The 19,913-nt window shown below is 70.7% G+C and carries 16 protein-coding genes; 9 read left to right on the forward strand and 7 right to left on the reverse strand.

Annotation, left to right across the window (positions count from 1 at the left end; genetic code table 11):
• The first annotated feature begins 22 nt into the window (after nt 1-22).
• The 3 genes from G6O54_RS25610 (at nt 23) to G6O54_RS25620 (ending at nt 3,058) form a co-directional block, all read left to right on the forward strand.
• Nucleotides 23-1,375 carry a carboxymuconolactone decarboxylase family protein gene (locus tag G6O54_RS25610; protein WP_165229559.1) on the forward strand — a complete coding sequence of 451 codons (1,353 nt, stop codon included), beginning with the start codon at nt 23-25 and terminating at the stop codon, nt 1,373-1,375.
• 95 nt (nt 1,376-1,470) lie between these two features.
• Nucleotides 1,471-2,055 (forward strand): carboxymuconolactone decarboxylase family protein, encoded by a 585-nt coding sequence (locus tag G6O54_RS25615; protein ID WP_165229563.1) that lies wholly within the window; start codon nt 1,471-1,473, stop codon nt 2,053-2,055.
• Nucleotides 2,056-2,284: 229 nt separating this feature from the next.
• Nucleotides 2,285-3,058 carry a DUF4058 family protein gene (locus tag G6O54_RS25620; RefSeq protein WP_165229566.1) on the forward strand — a complete coding sequence of 258 codons (774 nt, stop codon included), beginning with the start codon at nt 2,285-2,287 and terminating at the stop codon, nt 3,056-3,058.
• On the opposite strand, the gene G6O54_RS25625 is transcribed toward G6O54_RS25620, so the two are convergent.
• From G6O54_RS25625 to G6O54_RS25640, 4 genes are all read right to left on the reverse strand, one after another.
• Complete coding sequence (locus G6O54_RS25625; RefSeq protein ID WP_165229569.1) at nt 2,977-3,894, reverse strand: ATP-grasp domain-containing protein; 918 nt, start codon at nt 3,892-3,894, stop codon at nt 2,977-2,979. The genes G6O54_RS25620 and G6O54_RS25625 overlap by 82 nt on opposite strands.
• A gap of 123 nt (nt 3,895-4,017) precedes the next feature.
• On the reverse strand, nt 4,018-4,851 hold the full coding sequence (locus G6O54_RS25630; RefSeq protein ID WP_165229572.1) for an NlpC/P60 family protein: 834 nt from the start codon (nt 4,849-4,851) through the stop codon (nt 4,018-4,020).
• 160 nt (nt 4,852-5,011) lie between these two features.
• Nucleotides 5,012-6,448 carry a DUF1501 domain-containing protein gene (locus tag G6O54_RS25635; RefSeq protein WP_165229575.1) on the reverse strand — a complete coding sequence of 479 codons (1,437 nt, stop codon included), beginning with the start codon at nt 6,446-6,448 and terminating at the stop codon, nt 5,012-5,014.
• A 3-nt stretch (nt 6,449-6,451) separates the two neighbouring features.
• Nucleotides 6,452-9,532: a PSD1 and planctomycete cytochrome C domain-containing protein gene (locus G6O54_RS25640; RefSeq protein WP_165229578.1), complete on the reverse strand. Its 3,081-nt coding sequence runs from the start codon at nt 9,530-9,532 to the stop codon at nt 6,452-6,454.
• A gap of 287 nt (nt 9,533-9,819) precedes the next feature.
• Between G6O54_RS25640 and G6O54_RS25645 the strand changes: the two genes are divergently transcribed.
• The 4 genes from G6O54_RS25645 (at nt 9,820) to G6O54_RS25660 (ending at nt 13,647) form a co-directional block, all read left to right on the forward strand.
• Nucleotides 9,820-11,064, forward strand: a complete 1,245-nt coding sequence (locus G6O54_RS25645; protein ID WP_165229580.1) for an AAA family ATPase — start codon at nt 9,820-9,822, stop codon at nt 11,062-11,064.
• Nucleotides 11,057-11,656, forward strand: coding sequence for a hypothetical protein (locus tag G6O54_RS25650; RefSeq protein ID WP_165229584.1), 600 nt, complete (start codon nt 11,057-11,059; stop codon nt 11,654-11,656). The genes G6O54_RS25645 and G6O54_RS25650 overlap by 8 nt, the downstream gene beginning before the upstream one ends.
• A gap of 16 nt (nt 11,657-11,672) precedes the next feature.
• The gene (locus G6O54_RS25655) at nt 11,673-12,359 is read left to right on the forward strand and encodes a DUF1963 domain-containing protein (RefSeq protein ID WP_165229587.1); all 687 of its coding nucleotides are present in this window, start codon (nt 11,673-11,675) and stop codon (nt 12,357-12,359) included.
• Nucleotides 12,360-12,540: 181 nt separating this feature from the next.
• Nucleotides 12,541-13,647: a carboxylate-amine ligase gene (locus G6O54_RS25660; protein ID WP_165229590.1), complete on the forward strand. Its 1,107-nt coding sequence runs from the start codon at nt 12,541-12,543 to the stop codon at nt 13,645-13,647.
• Nucleotides 13,648-13,661: 14 nt separating this feature from the next.
• On the opposite strand, the gene G6O54_RS25665 is transcribed toward G6O54_RS25660, so the two are convergent.
• The 3 genes from G6O54_RS25665 to G6O54_RS25675 are packed head-to-tail and all read right to left on the reverse strand — an operon-like array spanning nt 13,662 to nt 17,035.
• Nucleotides 13,662-15,302: a S1C family serine protease gene (locus G6O54_RS25665; protein WP_165229593.1), complete on the reverse strand. Its 1,641-nt coding sequence runs from the start codon at nt 15,300-15,302 to the stop codon at nt 13,662-13,664.
• Nucleotides 15,303-15,333: 31 nt separating this feature from the next.
• On the reverse strand, nt 15,334-16,287 hold the full coding sequence (locus G6O54_RS25670; RefSeq protein WP_165229596.1) for a zf-HC2 domain-containing protein: 954 nt from the start codon (nt 16,285-16,287) through the stop codon (nt 15,334-15,336).
• Nucleotides 16,280-17,035 (reverse strand): RNA polymerase sigma factor, encoded by a 756-nt coding sequence (locus G6O54_RS25675; protein WP_250847083.1) that lies wholly within the window; start codon nt 17,033-17,035, stop codon nt 16,280-16,282. Before G6O54_RS25675 ends, G6O54_RS25670 begins: the two co-directional genes overlap by 8 nt.
• Before the next feature lie 343 nt (nt 17,036-17,378).
• Between G6O54_RS25675 and G6O54_RS25680 the strand changes: the two genes are divergently transcribed.
• Together G6O54_RS25680 and G6O54_RS25685 are read left to right on the forward strand one after the other, a co-directional pair.
• Entirely contained in the window at nt 17,379-18,356 is a 978-nt protein-coding gene (locus G6O54_RS25680) for a GNAT family N-acetyltransferase (RefSeq protein WP_165229599.1), read from the forward strand.
• A gap of 151 nt (nt 18,357-18,507) precedes the next feature.
• Nucleotides 18,508-19,722, forward strand: coding sequence for an ISL3 family transposase (locus G6O54_RS25685; protein ID WP_165229601.1), 1,215 nt, complete (start codon nt 18,508-18,510; stop codon nt 19,720-19,722).
• The last annotated feature ends 191 nt before the right edge of the window (nt 19,723-19,913 follow it).

The following is a 19,913-nucleotide window of genomic DNA, read 5'->3' on the forward strand; positions in this document are numbered from 1 at the left end:
CATGAATACGGAGAATGAGGTAATGATGAGAAGAGCGGAAGCCGGCGCGATCATCGCCGCGCTGCTTGCCCTCGCGACGTCGGCGCCCGCGGCCGTGGCCGCGGCCGATGACGGTGGCCCCGAGGTCCCGGCGACCCGGCCGGAGCTGAAGGCCTTCCTGGAGGCTTCCAAGAAGAACGTCCCCCGGCTGCCGATGCCGCCCCTGAGCCCGGCCGACCAGGAGAAGATGGCCTCCGCCTCCTGGTCGTCCGCGGACTGGTCCGTCTACAACAACGGGCGGATGCGCAAGTACTACCTCCCCGCGGAGCTCGCCGACGTCTCGGTCCTCCGCGGCGATGACCCGGCCATGACCCTGGGCAACCGCTTCCAGACGATGCTCTTCTGGATCGTCTCGCGGGCCAACAACTGCACGTACTGCATGGGGCACCAGGAGTCCAAGCTGTCCGCCGCCGGGATGGTGGACGACCAGATCGCCGAGCTCGACGGCGACTGGTCCTCCTTCCCCGCTCGAGACCGCGCCGCGTTCGCCCTGGCGCGGAAGCTGACGTACGAGCCGGACCACCTGGGGAAGCCGGACATCGACGCGCTCCGACCGTACTTCAAGGACGTGGAGATCCTCGAGATCCTCAATGCGGTCGCCAACTTCAACTCCATGAACCGATGGACTGGCGCCCTGCGGATCCCGCAGGAGGAGCATCGCGTCTACCTCACCCCGACCGCCGAGAGGTTCCGCGAGCTGATGAGCCGGCAGGCGCCGCTCGACCCGCAGGACCGCAAGTCGGGCCGGATCTGCGCCAAGCCCGCCGCGCGTCCGCCGCTGGAATCGCGGGCGGAGGTCGAGGCCGCGCTGGCCTCCTGCCGAGGCCGCGAGCCGAGGCTCCCCCTCGCCTCCGGGGACGCGGCCCGCGCCGTCATGAAGGACGATTCCGCCGGGCCGGTCCCCGCGTGGGTCCGGCTGCTCGCGGCCTTCCCGAAGGCCGGCCCCGCCCGAGTCCGTCTCCACCGGGCCTCGGAGACCAAGGGAGTGCTCGACCCGCTGATCCGGGCCCAGATCGCCTGGATCGCGGCGCGGAACGACCGGGCCTGGTATGCCCTGGGCCATGCCCGGGCCCGGCTCCTCGCGCTCGGCCAGGATGACGACGCGATCTACCGGCTGGACCGGGCGGACCTGGATGACCTCCCCGCCAGGCGTCGGTCGGTCTTCTCGCTCGCGAGGAAGCTCACCGTCGATCCGGCCTTCGTCGCCGACGCGGACATCCAGGCGATCCGCTCGCACTTCCCGGACAGGGAGGTGGCCGAGATCATCTTCCAGGTGACCGAGGCCGCCTACTTCGATCGCCTCACCGAGGCCGCCGGCCTGCCGCTGGAACCTTGATTGAGGTCCATCGGACCTCGAGGGCGGGCCGGCGTCCCGATCGACTCGAGGGCGATCGAAGCCGAGGCCCGCCTCCCTCATCACGGAGAACGAACATGGCCCACATCAAGCTCCCCGGCGGACTGCCCGGCATCATCGGCCCGATGGCCGCCTATCCGGAGGCGGCGAAGCCGCTCAACGGCCTGGCGGAGGTGATCCTCCGCGGGCCTTCCTCGCTGACCCCCGGCGAACGCGAGACGATCGCCGCCTATGTCTCGCGCGGCAACGAATGCCACTTCTGTTGCCAGTCCCACGCCGCCGCGGCGCGGGCGCATCTCGGCCCCGAGAAGTCGATCGTGGATGCGGTCCTCGCCGACGCCTCCACGGCCCCCGCCTCGCCGAAGATGAAGGCCCTGCTGGCGATCGCCGACAAGGTCCGCCGCGACGGCCGGCTCGTCCAGGCCGCCGACATCGACCGCGCCCGCGCCGAGGGGGCCGACGACCGGGCGATCCACGACACCGTCCTCATCGCCGCCGCCTTCTGCATGTTCAACCGCTACGTCGAGGGCCTGGGCACCTGGGCGCCGCAGGACCCGGACGACTATGTCGAGTCCGGCGAACGCCTCGCCCATCAGGGCTACGCGGCCTTCGACGCCGGCGAGATCCGCGACGAGTGGCGCGCCGGGGCCAACGGCCGCTGATCGCACCCACGCCACCACGCCCGGCCGGCCCCGGTCGCGGGCGCCGGCCGGGCGGCGAGAGGGGCGCCCGGTCGATCCTTCGGTCTCGCGAGCGGAAGCACCACGCCTCCGTCCACGTTGGCCAGCGCGGGCCGAAGACGATAGATTCAACTCGGGTTGGGGGATGGACGTCACGCGGGCCCAGATCCTTCGCCGCCCCATCCCTCCGGCGCCGAGGAGATCCACGCCCATGCCCTCGCCCTTCCCGGGGATGAATCCTTACCTCGAGCGGGACATCGCCTGGCACGACTTCCACGAGCGATTCCTGATCGTGGGGGCCGCCGTCATCGGGGCCCAGGTCCGGCCCGACTACGTGGTCCGGGTCGACGATCACCTCTTCGTCCACGAGATCCCCGATGAGCCCAGGCAGGCCGCCGGGCGGGCCGACCTGTCGGTCCCGTCGATGGGCCAATCTGACGTGTCGAGCGGAGGCGCCGCCGTGCCGGACGCCCCGACCCGCGTCCGCGTGCCCGTGGTCGATGTCGCGCGAGAAGCGTATCTCGAGATCCTCGATCGCCACTCGCGGGACGTCGTCACGGTGGTTGAGCTGCTCAGCCCATCAAACAAGCGGAGGCGGGGATCGGATCGGTCCCAGTACCTGGCCAAGCGGGCCCGGGTGCTCGCCTCGCCGTCCCACCTCGTGGAGATCGACCTGTTGCGAGGCGGCGAGCCGATGCCCGGCGAGGATCTGCCTCGTTGCACCTATTCGGTCCTCGTGAGCCGCGCGGACGACCGGCCCGCCGCCGGCTTCTGGCCGCTGGGCCTGGCCGACCGCCTGCCCGTCATACCCATCCCTCTGCGACCGCCGCACGCGGATGCCTCGCTCGACCTGCAAGGGCTGCTGGATCGCGTCTACGACGAGGCCGGTTACGAGTATGACGTCTACGGCGGCCCGCCTGCACCGCCGCTGTCGGCCGAGGAAGCGGCCTGGGCCGCGCCGTTCCTCGCGGCGATCGGGCGATGATCAAGGGGACGAGACTCGAGCCAGGTTCGCGAGGCCAGGTCGCTCGCGGCGGCGACGACCGCGGGAAGGTCGCAGCGATACAGCCACGACCCGCTGAAGCTGTTCAGCTCGACGAGCCGCAGTTCACCCTCCGATTCGCCCAGGTCCAGCATGAAGGCCGGGTCGGGACGCCAGCGGACCTCGGCGAGGATCGCCTCGGCGAAGGCCCGGACCTCGGCGGGGAACTCCGGGTCGATGGCCCTGACGCCCTTCACGGCGTAACGGCTGCCCGCGATGACCCGGCCGTCGATCACGATGATCCGCCACTCGCGGCCGAGCGACCTCGGGGCGGCGACGACGACTCGCGTGGCCGGATCGTATCGTGCCGGCGCGAGCGCCGCGGCGAACGATCCGAGATCCACGCAACGGCCGACGATCAGCTTGTCGCAACCGGCGGGACGGACGAAGACGCGCCCGTCGCGGCCGAACGCCGCGAAGAGCTCGTCACGCCGGCGGATCGCCTCGACGCCCGGCAGGATCGCATGCTCGCGGTTCAGCAGGAAGGGCCCGAAGTATCCGTAGTAGGTCGAGCAATCGAGCCCCTCTTCCGAGCACCACGCCCCGGGCCGCCAGCGGCGCTGGGAGAGGATCTCCCGCGCGAACGGGTAGGCCCCGTAGCCGATGACGCAGGCGTCCGGATCCAGGGGCCGGCCGCCGGCGACGACGGGCCCGGCTCGGGCCCGGATCGCGCCATGAGGGACGACCCCGGCCGTCATCCCCTGGCGCCGGATCTCCGCCAGCAGCGGGGCGGCCTCGTCACCGTACACTCCCGACTCGATCAGCCACGCAGGTCGCATGATCGTCATCCCGGTCGGGCGGTGAGGATCCCGGTGAGTCCTGGCTCTCCGGCCGCCCGAGACGGATTGTAACGAAGCGACCGCTCCGGGGACGAGCTCGGCCGCGGGATTCCGGCGGCCGCCTCACTCGTGCAGGACCCGCAGGGCGTGGCTGGCGCTCATGTTGTACCAGGAGTTCTTGCGGAACGGGCGGAGCTGGACGCCGCAGGGGATGGGCCGGCCGGCCGAGTCGCGGACGTCCTCGCCGTGGCTGTCGATGATCAGCGGGACGTCGTCGGGTGACTGGCCGATCGGGCCGACCCAGATCACGACGTGGCTGATCTTCCCCTCGCGGCTGCGGATGAAGACGAGGTCCCCGGTGCGGAGCGCGCGGAGCCGCTCGTCGTAGCCGGCGGGAAGCTCGACGCGGTGGAGCCTGTGGGACCTGCCGCCGGGCTCGCGGGCGGCCTCCTCCTGGGACTGGCGGTGGACGTCGGTATTGAGCCGCAGGCCGAAGGCCTGGTTGTAGACGAACCCCGTCAGGTTGCTGCAATCCACCCCCTTGCCGTCGCGGCCCGCGCAGGTCTTCTGCCAGGGCCAGCCGGCGGGCGGGTTCCAGTCCGGAATATGATGATGCTGATAAGCATATCCCTGGAAGCGTAGCGCCGTCGCGATGACCCGCTCCCGCTTCCGCTCGACCGGCCACGCCTCGATCTCCCGCGGGACGGGATAGGCTCGCGGCTCCGGCCCCCAGGAGTGCCATCGCTCCAGGGACTTCTTCGAGTACCAGCGTTCGAACGGGATCTCCGCCTCCAGCCGCGGGTCGCCCCGCTCCGTCCGCTCCAGGTCGCCGATCAACTCCGCCACCGGGTACGTGAACGCGACGCGATAGGGCGAGCGATAGCCGGGCTCCTGCGAGAAGGCCGGCGCGGCGACCGAGGCAACCAGGAAGGAGGCGAGGACGGCGGCTCGATTCATGGAGCTCCCCCGGAACTCGAAGAGGATGGCGCGACCGCGGAACGGCGACGTCCCATGGTGAGTGTAGGACATCCCGAGGCGTCACGCGTCGAGAATCGACGAGCTCGCCAGGCTATGACCGCCGGCCGCGGCCCGCCCGGCCGGCGGACGGAGCCGACCCCTACACGTCCAGGATCTCGCGGACGACGTGGCCGTGGACGTCGGTCAGGCGGCGGTCGATGCCGGCGTTGCGGAAGGTCAGCCGGGTGTGGTCGATCCCCATCAGGTGGAGGATCGTGGCGTGGAGGTCATAGCAGTAGGTCTGGCCCTCGGCGGTCATGTAGCCGAGGTCGTCGCTCCGGCCGTGGGAGGCCCCGGCCTTGATGCCGGCGCCGGCGAGCCAGGTGACGAAGGTGCCGCCGTTGTGGTCGCGGCCGACCGAGCCCTGCGCGAACGGGGTCCGGCCGAACTCCGTCGACCAGACGACCAGCGTGTCGTCCATCAGGCCCCGCGCGGTCAGGTCGCCGAGGAGCGCGGCGATCGGGCGGTCGACGCTGGCGGCGATCGCGGGGAGCTCCGTGAGGATGTTCGAATGATTGTCCCAGTTGTTGGTCGCCCCCTGCGGGCCGCTCCAGACCTGGACCATCCGCGTCCCCCGCTCGACCAGGCGGCGGGCCAGCAGGCAGCGGCGGCCGAAGTCCTCGGTGACCGGATCGTCGAGGCCGTAGGCCCGCCGCACGACCGGGCTCTCGGTCGAGAGGTCGAAGGCCTCCGGGGCGCTCAACTGCATCCGCGCGGCGAGCTCGCAGGAGGCGATTCGGGCCTCGAGCCGGGAGTCGGCCGGATGGGAGTCGGCGTGGGCCCGGTTCATCTGCCGGAGCAGGGCCAGGCTGTCGCGGTCGGCCGCGCCGGCGGCGAACCCGTATTTCGGCGCGGCGAAGAGGTCCGGGACCGGCCGCGGCGAGGCGGCGTTGATCAGCGTCCCCTGATGCTTCGCCGGCAGGAACCCGGCGCTGAAGTTCCCCTTCTGGTTGTACGGCAGTCCCCGCGGGTCCGGCAGGACGACGAAGGCCGGCAGCTCGTCCGCCAGGGCCCCCAGCGCGTACGAGATCCAGGCGCCCATGCAGGGGAACCCCGGCAGGGTGAAGCCGGTGTTCATCATGTAGCTGCCGGGCCCGTGGACGTTCGTCTTGCTGGACATGGCCATCAGGAAGGCCATGTGGTCGACCCATCTCGCCTGGTGCGGGAAGACGCTGCTCACCCACCGCCCGGACTCGCCGTGACGGCGGAACGCGAACGGGCTCTTCATCACGGCGCCGGCCGGGGCGGTGAAGCCCTCCGGCTTCTCCTTCGGGCCGATCATCCGGCCGTGGAGCCGGTCCAGCTCCGGCTTGTAATCGAAGGTGTCCATCGGGCTGGCGCCGCCGTTCATGAACAACTGGATGATCCGCCGGGCCCGCGCCGGGTGATGGAGCCCGGCGTCCAGCTCGCGACGCCCCGCGCCCGCGGCCTCGCCCGCGAGGATCGGCGCCAGCGCAATCCCGCCGAGCCCCCCGCCGAGCCGGGCGATGAAGTCGCGACGCGAGGAGGAGCCGGCGGCGGCGTGCGAATCGTCCATCGTTCAATCCACGAAGAGGAATTCGTTGCTGTTCAGCAGGACGCGGCAGGCGGCGGCCAGCGAATGCCGGCCCGCGAGCGCGGCGAACGCGGCCTCCTCCGTCGCGGTCGGCTCGCGGAGCACGACGATCCGGAAGGCGGCGCGGATGCGGCCCGCCGCGGTCGGGCCCGCGGCCTGCGCCCGGGCGGCCAGGTGCTCGCTCTGGCGGAGGACGAAGTCGTTGTTGAGCAGCGAGAGGGCCTGGAGCGGAGAGGCCGAGAAGCCTCGCGACGGCGTCAGCAGCGCGGCGTCGGGGAAGTCCAGCGCGTCCATGAGCGGGTCCGGGATCCCGCGCCAGACCACGCGGTAGATGCTCCGCCGCCCGGCGCCGGGGGCGTCCCAGTCGAAGGCGTCGTAATCGACCTTCGGGGTGACCTGCGGGCCCGGCGACGTCCTGAAATGGGCCACGCCCGGCCCCCCTGCCCTGCGGTCGATCCGGCCGCTGACCGCGAGCACGGCGTCCCGGAAGCCGTCCGCGTCCAGGCGGCGGCGGTTCATCCGCCAGAGGAGCCGATTGTCCGGGTCCGCGGCGGCCGACGACTCGACCGAGGCCGATGAACGTCGATAGGCCGCGCTCGTGCATATCAGTCGATGAAGAGACTTGAGCGAGCCTCCGTCGTCCCGGATCTCCGCCGCCAGCCAGTCGAGCAGCTCCGGATGCGAGGGCAGGCCCCCCATCCGGCCGAAGTCGCTGGGGGTGTCGCAGAGCCCCGCGCCGAAATGCCCCTGCCAGACCCGGTTCGCGACGCTCCGCCAGGTTAGCGGGTTCTTCGGGTCCGCCAGCCAGTCCGCCAGCGACGCCCGGCGAACCCCTTCCCCCGCACCCGCAGGGATGGCATCGAACCGAGGCTTCAGGACCGTCACGGCCGAGAGCGCGCCGGGGCCGACCTCGGCGGCGGGGGTGCTCAGGTCCCCGCGCTTCAGGACGCGGATGACGCGAGGGCGGTCCATGGTGGCGGCCTTGCCGTCCACCTCCACGGTCCGGCCGGCGGCGTAGACCTTCACCGGCGCGGGGAGGCTCGCGAGCTCCCGCTCGGCCGCGAGCCGCAGGACCGCGACGGCCACGGCCCGCGCCTGGTCGGGCGTCCGGCGGCCCGGCTCGATCCGGAGTGCCCGCTCCGCGTCCGGGGGGAGGGCCACCACCGCATCGCCCGAGGTCGCGGCCGAGGAAAGCCGGAACCGGCCGATGAGGTGGCTCCCGCCGTGGAGTTGCTTGAGGACGACGACGAGTCGCGCGCCAGGCTCCAGGGTGAGCGTGCCGTCGAGCTCGAAGACGGCGAAATGCGACACGCCGACCCGCGGGAAGATCCCCCAGGCGGTCGCCGGGTCGCCATCGATCGCGCGGGCGACGCCCCAGTCCGGCTGGTTCCAGTCGGCCGAGGCCCGCCGGATCGTGCGCCTCTCCGGCGTGCCGGCCCCCGGGCGGAAGGCCAGGATCTCGATCTCGGAGAGGTGGAGGTTGCCGTTGTGCGCGCGGCCCGGCCCCTTCGCGGGGAGTGCGTCGTCGGGGAGCACGTCGAGCCGCACGGCGCCGATCGGACGGGGGGCGGACGTCGCGGCGATCGTGACGGTGTACGTCTCGCGCTCCGGCCGCGGCCCCTCCGCGATCAGGCTGCCGTCGTTCAGCTTCCGGAGGGTCGAGCCGTCGGAGGCGACGAAGACCTCCGCGTCGAGGGGAGCCCATGCCGGCGGCTTGCCCCGCGATCCTTCCCAGCGGGCGACCATCGTCCGGGCCTCAGTGGAGAGCAACGCATCGGCCTTCCCCGACTCCGCGGCGGCGAGCATCGCGTGCGCCTGCTTGCGGCGGCGATGGACCTCCGCATCCTCGTCGTAGGCGAGGTCCCCCTTGCCGATCCCGGCGAAGACGGCCTGGAGGGCGTAGTAGTCCTCCTGCGGGATCGGGTCGAACTTGTGGGAATGGCAGCGGGCGCAGTGGACCGTCGCGCTGACGAAGGCCGCCATCGTCTGCGTGACCAGGTCGTCGCGGTCCAGGTTCTCGAAGCTCGTCGGGGCGGTCGAGGCCGCGCTCAGGTCATAGGGCCCGGCGCCGAGGAACCCGAGGGCGGCCGTCAGCCGGGGTTCGTCGGGATAGAAGACGTCGGCGGCGAGCTGCTCGCGGATGAACCGGGGCCAGGGGGTGTCGCGGTTGATCGCGGCGATCAGGTAGTCGCGATACCGCCAGGCGTTGGGCCGGAAGACGTCGTGCTCGAAGCCGTGGGTGTCCGCGAAGTGGATCGCGTCCATCCAGTGCCGCGCCCACCGCTCGCCGAACGCCGGGGAGGCGAGGAGCCGGTCCACGAGCTTCTCATAGGCCCGCGGATCCGCGTCGCGGACGAACGCCTCGGCTTCCTCCGGCGAGGGCGGAAGCCCCGTCAGGTCGAAGCAGAGGCGGCGGATGAGGGTGAGCCGATCGGCCTCGGGCTGGGGCGTCAGGCCCTTCGCGCGGAGCTTCGCCAGGAGGAAGGCGTCGATCGGGTTGCGGACGTCATCACTCCCCTTCCCTGCCCCTTCGACCGTCGGGACGTCGGGCCGGTTCAAGGGACGGAGCGACCACCAGTCGCCGGACCCTGACGCGGATGCGGCCGAGGCGACCGCGCCCATCCCGTCCCGCGGGTCGGCCGCGCCGCGGGCAATCCAGGCGCGGAAGTCGGCCACGATCGACGCGGGGAGCGGCTCCTTCGGGGGCATCGCGGAGACCTCGCCGGTCCGGGCGATCGCCTGGAGCAGGAGGCTCTCCTCGGGCTTCCCCGCGACGACCGCCGGCCCGGAGTCTCCGCCGCGGCGCAGGCCCTCGCGCGTGTCCACCCGCAGCCCACCCTTCGGCGCCGCGGCCGACGCGCCGTGGCACTTCGCACAATGCTCGACGAGCACCGGGCGGATCTTCGATTCGAAGAAGGCCGTCGCGGCGGGGTCGTCGCCCCTCGCCATCGCAGATGCGGTCCCGAACACGAGCGCAACCGCGGCGACGGTCGCGCCGGCGACCCCGAGCCGGCCCGGGGAAACCGAGGGCTCTGCGCGGCGGCCTGGTGCGGGAGGACGCGTCATGGGGAGGACTCGTCGCGGGGGGGAAACGCGCGGAGACGCTGCGGGGGGAAATCGTATGCTCTCCCTACGGTATCACCGGAAGCCTGGCCGAGGTCAAGGGTTTTCGCCTTCGACTTCGGCCCGCGCGGAAAAGGTACGACCGCGGATAGAATTCGGCAGAGGTCTGGGGCGTGGAGGCGATGTGCGGCGGTTACAATGTCACGAGTCCACGCGGCGCGGGCCGAACTTCCCGCAGGTCGATCGAGGCGGCGGCGGCCTCGGCGACGCGACTCCATCGGGGTATGACGATGCTGAAGCGGCTGCATGTTCAGTCTTTCAAATCGCTCTCCGACGTCGTCATCGATTTCCCTCGCCTGACGGTCCTCTTCGGCCCTAACGCCGCCGGCAAGAGTAACGTGCTGGATGCCGTGCAGGCCCTCTCGAGACTCGGGACCGAGCGAACGCTCGCCGACGGCCTCGCGGAGCCCATCCGGGGTTATCCCATCGAGGCATTCGCCTTTCCGCCCGGCGGCCTCCCCGAGCTGCTCTCGGCCCGAGAGGCCCGATTCAGCCTGGAAGCGGATCTGAGCGAGGGAAGGGACATCATTCGCTATCGGCTGGGGATCATGATCGAGCCCGGCTCGGGGCGGTTGGGCGTCCACGACGAGTATCTGTCTCAGCTCAACAGCCGGGGAGAGCCAAAAGGCAGGGCCGCCCTCGAGAAGGTCGGAGCCCAGATTCACATCCGTAGAAAGAGCAAGCCCGCTCACCCCCGGCAGGAGAACATCGGCCTGAATCATTCGATCCTCTCGGATCCTCGCCTGGGCGGGATCGAGTACCGCGCCATCGAGAAGACGCGGAATGAGCTCGCGGGATGGAGGGTCTACTACCTGGACCCGAGGGTCGCCATGCGGTCCGCGCGGCCGCCGGAAGCCGTCGATGACATCGGCCTCCTCGGCGAATCCCTGGCGCCCTTCCTCTACCGGCTCAGGGCCGAGGAGCCGAAGAGGTATCAGAGCGTTCAGAGGACCCTCCGCACCCTGATACCCAGCATCACCTCGATGGGCGTCGACCTTGATCCGAAGCGCGGGACCCTCGACATTCACGTCGTCCAGGATGGCATCGACTACTCGTCGAGGATTCTCTCGGAGGGCACGCTCCGCGTGCTCGCCCTGGCGGCGATCGCGGCCAATCCCTGGGGAGGCTCCCTGATCGGTTTCGAGGAACCCGAGAACGGCGTCCATCCGCAGCGACTCGAGCTGATTGCGACTCTCCTCTGGAATCTCGCCCACGCGGAAGGCGAGCGGCAGAAGCAGGTGCTGGTGACAACGCATTCCCCCGTGTTCTGCGATGCCCTGCTGCGTATTCACGAGCAGCGGGAAGGCGAGTTCTCCCTTCTCAACGTGCGTCGCGACGAGGGGAAGAGCATCGTCATTCCGTTCGACTCTGCAGGGCCGCTCTTTCGGGACAAGGACATCTCGAGTGCCCTGGAGGACGCCAATGACGACGGAGTCTTCGAGAAGCTCCTTCGACGAGGGCTGATCGATGCTTAAGATCGACCTCTTCGTGGAAGACACGGCGCATCACCTGTTCGTCGCGGCACTGTTGACTCGCATGCTGACGGAGGCCAATCTCCGATTCCAGATCAACACGCGGAACGCGGTCGGCGGGCACGGCAAGGCGATCAGCGAGCTGAAGCTCTACCAGAAGGCGGTCGGCAAGCACGCCCTCGGTCTGGCGATACCCGACCTCCTCGTCGTCACCATCGACGCCAACTGCAAGGGTCTGGTCGAGGCCCGAGGCGAGGCCGAGAGCGCCGTCGATCGTAGCCTCGCCGCGGCGGTCGTCGTGGCCTGTCCCGATCCGCACGTCGAGCGCTGGTTCTTCGCCGATCCGGCGGCCTTCGGTCGCGTGGTGGGAGAGATCCCGAATCCCGGCAAGCGGAAGTGCGAGCGTAACGTCTACAAGACGCTCCTGCGCGAGTCCGTCCGGAAAAGCGGCCAGGTCCCCATCCTTGGGGGCCTCGAATTCGTTGAGGAGATCGTTGGCGCCTTGAATCTTCAGTCGGCCGCCAGGAACGAGCCGAGCCTGGGGCAGCTCATCGAGGGCATCCGGGCCTTCGCGTCTCAACATACAAGGACATGACCAGCAGGTAACTTCCATGACCATCGCGAGGCGAATCACCTTCGGCACCGCGAATGCGACACGACCGGCCGGGCTGACGAAGTTCGGCGGGCAGCCGGACTGGCGAGAAGAGCCGCGGTGGCCCCTCAGCCGGACGACGGGAAAGCCCATGCGTTTCATCGCCCAGATCGCGCTGGAGCCCCCCGCATTCCGCGGGACGGGAGGGGCCATGGCTTACCTCTTCATGACGGACGAGGAGGACGGCGAATACGTGGACGGGACGTGGGAGCCGGATGGCGGCGAGAATGCGGTCGTCATCCAGCCGGGCGAGTATGAGGGCGCCGTCACGCCCCTTCGCTCAGGGCCGACGCTCTACCGGATGGTGGAGGTCCCCGGCGAGCCTCGCCTTCATCCCGAGTCGGTGGAATTCCCCGTCGAGTTGACCGCCGTGGAGGAGCCCGCGTTCCAGCCGCAGTCGGCTCAGATGCTCTGGACCAAGGAGCAGGTCGGCGAGTACGAGGCGTCGCTCCAGGGGAACAAGGTTGGCGGCTCCCCGCTCTTCCTCCAGAACGATGAGTTCCCTGAGGGCCAGGGCTGGAAGCTCCTCTTGCAGTTGGATTCCGCGACCGTCCCCTTCTACGTTAACTTCGGCGATGCGGGCATCGCCTATGCCTTCGTCAACGCCGAAGAAACGCGAGGGAAGCTGCTCTGGCAGTGCTGCTGAGCGGGCGAGCCGATACCAGCCTCGACATCGCCATCGCCCGAACCACGCGCGGTCGGAGATTCCGCCGGTCCGGTGAATCTCCTGGGCTCGGGATTTGCATTCTCTTGCTGCTGCCGGAGGAAGAGAAACCGCAGGCCACCGCCCGTGCCGAAATCCCGAGTGAGGGAGGACCCATCCGACCATGGCAGCCGACGACTTCACGATCGGGGTCGAGGAGGAGTACCAGATCATCAACCCCGAGACGCGTGAGCTCCGCCCGCGGGTCGCGCGGGTGCTGCCGAAGGCGCGGGAGGACCTCGGCGACGAGGTGACCAACGAGTTCTACCAGTCGCAGATCGAGATCGGCACGCCCGTCTGCCGGACCCTGGCGGACGTCCGCGCGGAGCTCGTCCGGCTGCGGCGGGGCGTGGTCGCCGCGGCGGAGAGGGACGGCAGCCGGATCGCGGCGGCGGGGACGCATCCCTTCTCCACCTGGGAAGGACAGCCGATCACGCCCAAGCCGCGGTACTTCGAGCTTCACGACGACTTCCAGCAGCTCGCCCGGGAGCAGATCATCTTCGGCTGCCATGTTCACGTCGGCATCGCCGACCGCGAGGAGGCCGTCCAGGCGATGAACCGGTGCCGCCCGTGGCTGGCGCCGATCATCGCGCTGTCGGCGAGCTCCCCGTTCTGGCTCGGGGCCGAGACGGGATACGCCTCGTATCGGACGCAGCTCTTCTCCCGATGGCCGATGACCGGGACGCCGCAGGTCTTCGCCTCCCGGGCCGAGTACGACGCGTGCGTCGCCTCGCTGGTCGCCGTGGGGATGATCCCCGACGCGTCCAAGATCTACTGGGACGTCCGGCTCTCCTCGCACGTCGAGACGCTCGAGTTCCGGATCGCCGACGTCTGCCCGACGATCGACGAGGCCGTGATGATCGCCGGCCTCTGCCGGGCGCTGGCCCGCTCCTGCGTCGAGCAGCATCGCCGGGGCCTCCCCCTGGAACCGGTCCGGCCGGAGCTGCTGGACGCCGCCCGCTGGCGGGCCTCGCGGTTCGGCCTCGACGGCGAATTGATCGACGTCCTCGCCGTGAAATCGGTCCCGGCCCGCTCCCTGATCGAGGCCATGCTGGAGTTCCTCCACCCCGCCCTGGAGTCGTCCGGAGATTGGCAGGAGGTGTCGCGGCTGGTCAATCGGACGCTCGAGCAGGGCAACGGGGCCAAACGTCAACTCTGGGCGTTCGCCCAGGGGGGCCGGCTCGAGGACGTCATCGACCTGGTGCTGGGGGAGACGAGTCGAGGGCTGTGAGGAGGTCCGCCGGGTCAGGGCGAGTGGCGATCCGGAGGGACGTTCGCCACGGGATGGCCGGGCGTGGCGGCCGTGGGGACCACGTTGAGCGGGGGTACGCCGGGTGGCGGCGGCTTGCGATCGGCGACGGCCGGGGTGGGGGCGTTCGGGACCGGCGTCGGGTTCGGGCTCGCGCCGGCCGCGGCCTGGGCCGGGCTCGCGTCGGGGCGGCTGGAGGTCCTCAGCTCCATGGAGATCGGCCGTCGTTCGGCGCCGAGGCCGCGGATGATGTCGAGCCGGACGAGGGCCTGCGACGGGAGCCGGTCGAGCCGATCGGTGAGGTCGCTCGGGGATCGGACGGGCTGGTCGTCGATGGCGACGATCAGGTCCCCCGCGCGGAGCCCGGCGGTGGCGGCGGGACTTCCCTTGATCACCTCCTGGAGCGCCGCCCCCTCGGCCAGCGGGTTGTCCGCGGCCTCGGCGGCGCCGGCGGCGGGCTCGAGGCGCACCCCCAGATAGGCCCGATCCACGTGGCCGTGCGCCCGGAGCTGGTCGGCGACCCAGAGCAGGTCCCGGGCGGCGATCGCGAAGCCGAAATCGCTGTCGCGATCGCGATCCCGGTCTCGAGCCCGGGGGGCCTGGTCCGCGGCCTCACCGGCGGCGGGGGGGGCCAGGCCGCTGCGGATCAGGCCCAGCAACTGGCCCCGCTGGTTGGTCACCGCCGCGCCGCTGTCCCCCGGGTAGATCCGGGCCTGGACCTGGATCAGGCCGCCGAGCTGGCGGACCCCCAGCTTGAGGGCGCGGTCCAGGCCGGTGACATAGCCGCGGCTCACCGTGTGGCCCAGGCCGAACGCGTTGCCGGTGACGAAGACCTGGCCGCCCAGCACCGGCTCCTCCGCGGCGATCTCGATCGGCTTGACGGCACGGGCCGGGATCTGGAGCAGCGTCAGCCCGCTCTCGGGGTCGTACGCCACCCAGTGGGCCAGGTGCCGTCGCCCCGCCACGTCCCGCGCCACGATCGGCGAGGGGGGCGCGGGGGCTGCAGCGGGGGGCGCGGGCGGGGCGGCGGGCGAGGCCGCGGGGGTGGGGGCGGGGGCCGGTGTCGCCGCGACGGCCACCGTCGGGCGATCGATGCGGACCGAGAGGAGGTCGCCGCTCGCGTTGATCACCACGCCGCAGGCCATCCTTCGCGAGCCGTTCGAGGCCTCCGCCGAGGTGTATTCCAGGGAGACCACCGAGGCCCTCGCCCGGGCCATGCCCGCCCCGATCAGCCGCTCGAGCCGCTCCATGGTGGCGAAGAGCGCGGCGGAATCGTCGCGGTCGCTGTCGCCCTGATCGCGGTCCCGCTTCCGATGCCGGCCCGAAGCCGTCGGGAGGGGCTCTTCCGGCGTGGTGGCGGACCGGTCTGCGACCGATCCTGCGCCCGGATCGGGCTCGACGGCGCGGCTTGCGTTGGAACTCGCGGTCGCGCCCGGGTCCGACACCGGCCCGGAACCATTCGTCAAGGCTTGGGCCTCGGGATGATCGCCGACCGCGGGCGCCGCGGGCCGCGGCGGCCAGGGCCAGGCCCCCCGCTGGAAGCCGGCCCCCAGCGCCGCGGCGAGGGCCAGGGCGAGGCCGCAAATCGCGATCCTCGCGGCAAGCCGCGTCATCCTGGAGGGTCCGGAGGTGGGCATCGCCGATTCCTGTCCCGCGAGGCCCTTCTGCTCAGTAGGCCGGCTTGCCGCCGCGAGCCTCTGGGGGCATCGGGGTACCGTGCTCGAGATCGAAGGCATACTGCATGGATGGCGAGGAGCTCGTGGCCGCGGTGGCGGCGGCGGTTGCCGTGCCCGTGGGGCGCGAGCCGGCGGTCGAGGGCCCCTCGGCGGCCGCGGAAAGAGTCGGCCGCGCCTGGACGAGCGAGTTGGAGGCATGCAGGTCGGTCAGCGCCGCGGCGGCGGTCACGACGTCCTCGGAGACCACGGACGGCCGTTCGGGACGCGGCAGGGGGACGGCGGCGGCGGCGATCCGGACCTCCGCGGCGGTCCGCGCCCGGTCCGCCGTCGCAATGGCCACCAGCCCCGCGATCATCCCCAGCCCCATGGCGAGCCCGAATCCGAGCCGCAAATGCCGGGCTTGATGGGAGTTGAGCCGGGCCGATTCGAGAGCGTCGAGGCCATCCCGGAGCCGCGAGGCCGCGCGATCGGCCCGCCGGGTGAACGCCTCGGCCAGGGTGTCCCGGCTCCAGGCGAGTTGGAGGGGGAGCTCGTCGCGGACGAGCCTGGCTCGGCCGCAGGCCCGGTCGATCACGCCCCGGACGCCTTCCGGGCAGGCCCCGCGCCAGAGCCGGCGCCACCAGGCGCGACCCTCGGCCTGCTGGCGGCGAATCCGGTCCTCCACCCCGGCCAGGACCGAGGGGGCGTGGCCGGCCGCCATGACCGGGGCCCACGGCTCCGCGGCGATCGCGCCCAGGATGGACATCGCCCGCCCCAGGCTCTCCCTCCGACTCCGACAGCCAGCGCATCCTGCGAGGTGTTGGTCGATCCGGGCGCGGTCCGCGGCACTCACCTCGCATCCCTCGGCGGCGACGCCGTCGGCGTCCTCCACCAGGAGCGGGAGCCGCTCACGCACCCATTCGCAACACGATCGGCCCATGTTCACGCCTTTGTCGGTTTCAACCATCCCTGGCCTCCCGCCCCGCCTCATCCTGTCGGCGTTGCCAGATTTCGCGGAATTTCTCGCGTGCCTTGGAAAGCCGCCACCGGACGGTCGCCTCCTGCCGGCCCACGATCGCCGCGACCTCCGACGAGGAGAACCCCTCGAGGTCCCGCAGCACCAGGATCGTCCGGTAGGAAACGGGCATCATGGCCAGGACGTGATGGACCTCCTGGGCCAGCTCGATCCGGATCCTCGGGTCCGGGTCGGGGAGCTCGAACGGCAGCCGGTCATCCCCCCGCAAGCGGTCGATGGAAGCCGGCGGCGACGACTCGGGTCGGTTCCGCCTCAGGCTGTCCAGGCCGAGGTTCACGCCCACCCGGAACAACCAGGGGCCGAACCGCCGGGCCGTGTCGAACCGCTCCAGCCGGTTGTACACGCGAAAGAACGTCTCCTGGGCGAGATCACGCGCCAGCTCGGGATCGCGGACCAACCGCGCCAGCACCCTCGTCAATTTCCGCTCATAGCGGCGGACGAGGACGGCGAAGGCCGCATGGTCATGGCGTCGCGCACGCTCCACCAGCCACGCGTCGTTCAGGTTGGTCTCGTCGTCGAGCCCCTGGCCCGAGATCGATACCGATCCGGCGTGCGGTGTGGAAGGCGAGGAGGAAGCCCCGAATTCCTCGGGCGTCATCACGCCCGGCCGATCCTGAGCCGTCCCTTCGACCTGGCCGTCGGCGTCGGGCAAGGGCCCGGTTGCAACCGACTCCCGCATTCGCATGATCTCCTCAGGTGTTTTATGATACGAATCGCCAACGAGCAACGTTGGCGGTTTTTTCCCGGAAAATACTCGCGTGCAATTCCAGCGCCGGCATCCCGTCCGGTGGCCTGACGGCCCCCGTTCGTTCGACCGAACATCTTGAGCTCGCAGGGATTCCGTCGCAATTTCGGGCTCGTCCGCGGGCTCGAGGCGGGCGCGATCCGTGGGCACGGATGCCTTGCCCCCGGGCCCGGGAACCTCGATGATTGGGCCAGCGCTGCCGATTGTCAACGCCCCGCCCGATCCGCCACCCGGGGCGTGGGGACCTGCGGAACCGAGCGGAGGACGCCGTAAGGCCATGACCCCCTGGGTCCCGCTGGTGGAGCCGTGCCCCCCCGCCGCCTGCCTGGAGGCGCTCCAGGTCCTCTATCAGAGGGTCCCGCAGGCCGTCCGTGGGCCGCTCGTCGAGGAGGTCCTCCGGGAGTCCGCCGCCGGCCAGGTCGACCTCGGCGGGCTCTGGGTCGCGTGGGAACGCCCGTGGCGGCCCTCCGCCGCCGATCGGATCGTGGGGGCCTTCCTGACCCAGGCCCTGGCCGGCCGGGCCGCGGCCGTCTGGGCCCCCGAGGTCCTGCCCTCGCTGAGGCGGACGGCGACGGCCGCCGCGCTCGTCCGTACCGCCCTGGCCGACCTGAAGCGGCGGGGCTTCCGGATCGTCCAGGCCGTGCTCGACGAATCGGCCCACGGTCGCGGCGTCGGCGACCTCATCCGCGGCGGCATGCCGAGGGTCACCGAACTTCTCTATCTCGAGCGGGATACAAGAGTTCCGCTGCCTCCGGCCGCCGCCGCCTCCGGTCCCCCTCCGCTGGCCTGGCGGCCGTTCAACCCGGCCGAGGCCGACGATTTCCGCAGGCTCCTCCAGGCCACCTATACGTCCAGCCTGGACATGCCGGAGCTCGAAGGGGTCCGCTCGCTCGACGAGGTCATCGAGGGCCACCGCGCCACCGGTCGATTCGTCCCCTCCCGGTGGCGGCTCGGCCGGGTCCAGGGCGAGCCCGACGCCGCCGTCGTGCTCCTCCTCGCCGACATCCCCGACCGCGACGTCTGGGAGGTCGTTTATTTAGGGCTCACCCCCGCCGCCCGCGGTCGCGGCCTGGGCCGGTCGGCCATCGCCCACGCCCTCGAGCTGGCCGCCCCCCACGCCCCGCGGCTCGAGCTCGCGGTGGACATCCGCAACACCCCGGCCACCCGCCTCTATGCCTCCACCGGGTTCGTCCCCTTCGACCGCCGCACCGTCCACCTGGTCGTCTTCCGGGAGGGCGGAGCAGCCGGGGGATGAAGGGTGGTCATCATGCCCGCTCGTCAACCGAAACTCGGCCGTTGCGGTATAGCAGGTTCATCCCGCTGAAGCGCGCGCCGGGGCTTGAAAAGCGTGGATATGCTGATTCCACTTGGAGTTGCATTACAAGACTCCAGTACGGGAGGTCAGCATGTCCACCAGCTTGTTGTATCACGGCTTCGGCATCCGCGGCTACCACTACACCCGGACCGATTTCGGCGACGGGCGGGTCACCTTCAGCATCCGTCAGGAGCCCTCGACGTGCCGATGCTCGGCCTGCAGGTCGGCGGACGTCATCCATCGCGGCGAGGTCCCCCGCACCTTCCTCTCGGTGCCGATCGGCTCCAAGCCGACCGCCGTCACCCTCCGAGTCCCGCGCGTCGAGTGCCGCGGCTGCCGGGCCGCCCGCCAGGTCAGGCTCCGCTTCGCCGACCCGCGGTGGACCTATACTCGCGCCTTCGAGCGCTACGTCATCGAGATGGGCCGCCGCATGACCATCCTCAGCCTCGCCGTCCACCTGGGCGTCGGCTGGGACCTGATCAAGGACATCCTCAAGCGCGACCTGTCCAGGCGATACGCCAAGCCCAAGCTCAAGCACCTGACTCGGATCGCCATCGACGAGTTCGCCGTGGCCAAGGGGCATCGCTGCATGACCACGGTGCTGGACCTCGAGAGCGGGGCGGTCGTCTTCGTCGGCGACGGCAAGGCCGCCTCGGCGTTGAGGCCCTTCTGGAAGCGGCTGCGGCCCAGCGGGGCGAAGATCGAGGCGGTGGCCATGGACATGTCGGCGGCCTATCGCAAGGCGGTCCGGGAGAACCTGCCGAGGGCCTTGATCGTCTTCGACCACTTCCACATCTCCAAGCTCTTCAACGAGAAGCTGACGGAGTTGCGGAGGGACCTGCATCGGGAGCTGACCGACGGGCTGGGGAAGCGGGTGCTCAAGGGCGTGCGGTGGCTGATCCTCAAGGATCCCGCGAACCTGGACGAGGACAAGGACGAGAAGCGGCGGCTGAAGGAGGCGCTGAAGCTGAACGAGCCGCTGGCGACCGCCTACTACATGAAGGAGGAGTTGAGGTGGTTCTGGGAGCAGCCCGGCAAGGCATTCGCGACGAGCTTCCTCGACGGCTGGCTGAGGCGGGCGCAGGCATCCGGCGTGAAGGTCCTGCAGCGGATGGCCAAGGCGCTGGCGCTGTACCGCAGCGGCCTGCTGGCCTACTACGAGGCCATGATCACCAGCGGCCCCCTGGAGGGGACCAACAACAAGATCAAGGTCCTCAAGCGCGTGGCCTACGGGTATCGCGACCATGAGTTCTTCAAGCTGAAGATACTGTCGCTCCATGAGACGAGATACGAATTGATAGGATAGCTGCGCCATCCACACTACAGGCCGGCGCGCGCTTCAGCCGGATGAACCGGATAGGTTGCGTAAGGACAACGGCGCTATGACGGCGTGAAAGTCCGGGGAAGATGGGGTGTTCATTGTTATTGGCCTGACCCGTGAGACTGACCCTGACGGAGAACAGGACGCGGGTGTCAGTCGGTCTGTTCCTTCTCGAG

It is taken from the genome of Aquisphaera insulae (assembly GCF_011064615.1).
Taxonomy (GTDB): Bacteria; Planctomycetota; Planctomycetia; order Isosphaerales; family Isosphaeraceae; genus Aquisphaera; species Aquisphaera insulae.

Coding starts and splice junctions, on each gene's coding strand:
- G6O54_RS25610 (WP_165229559.1), top strand. CDS start 23: ATGATGAGAAGAGCGGAAGCCGGCGCGATCATCGCCGCGCTGCTTGCC.
- G6O54_RS25615 (WP_165229563.1), top strand. CDS start 1,471: ATGGCCCACATCAAGCTCCCCGGCGGACTGCCCGGCATCATCGGCCCG.
- G6O54_RS25620 (WP_165229566.1), top strand. CDS start 2,285: ATGCCCTCGCCCTTCCCGGGGATGAATCCTTACCTCGAGCGGGACATC.
- G6O54_RS25625 (WP_165229569.1), bottom strand. CDS start 3,894: ATGCGACCTGCGTGGCTGATCGAGTCGGGAGTGTACGGTGACGAGGCC.
- G6O54_RS25630 (WP_165229572.1), bottom strand. CDS start 4,851: ATGAATCGAGCCGCCGTCCTCGCCTCCTTCCTGGTTGCCTCGGTCGCC.
- G6O54_RS25635 (WP_165229575.1), bottom strand. CDS start 6,448: ATGGACGATTCGCACGCCGCCGCCGGCTCCTCCTCGCGTCGCGACTTC.
- G6O54_RS25640 (WP_165229578.1), bottom strand. CDS start 9,532: ATGACGCGTCCTCCCGCACCAGGCCGCCGCGCAGAGCCCTCGGTTTCC.
- G6O54_RS25645 (WP_165229580.1), top strand. CDS start 9,820: ATGCTGAAGCGGCTGCATGTTCAGTCTTTCAAATCGCTCTCCGACGTC.
- G6O54_RS25650 (WP_165229584.1), top strand. CDS start 11,057: ATGCTTAAGATCGACCTCTTCGTGGAAGACACGGCGCATCACCTGTTC.
- G6O54_RS25655 (WP_165229587.1), top strand. CDS start 11,673: ATGACCATCGCGAGGCGAATCACCTTCGGCACCGCGAATGCGACACGA.
- G6O54_RS25660 (WP_165229590.1), top strand. CDS start 12,541: ATGGCAGCCGACGACTTCACGATCGGGGTCGAGGAGGAGTACCAGATC.
- G6O54_RS25665 (WP_165229593.1), bottom strand. CDS start 15,302: ATGCCCACCTCCGGACCCTCCAGGATGACGCGGCTTGCCGCGAGGATC.
- G6O54_RS25670 (WP_165229596.1), bottom strand. CDS start 16,287: ATGGTTGAAACCGACAAAGGCGTGAACATGGGCCGATCGTGTTGCGAA.
- G6O54_RS25675 (WP_250847083.1), bottom strand. CDS start 17,035: ATGCGGGAGTCGGTTGCAACCGGGCCCTTGCCCGACGCCGACGGCCAG.
- G6O54_RS25680 (WP_165229599.1), top strand. CDS start 17,379: ATGACCCCCTGGGTCCCGCTGGTGGAGCCGTGCCCCCCCGCCGCCTGC.
- G6O54_RS25685 (WP_165229601.1), top strand. CDS start 18,508: ATGTCCACCAGCTTGTTGTATCACGGCTTCGGCATCCGCGGCTACCAC.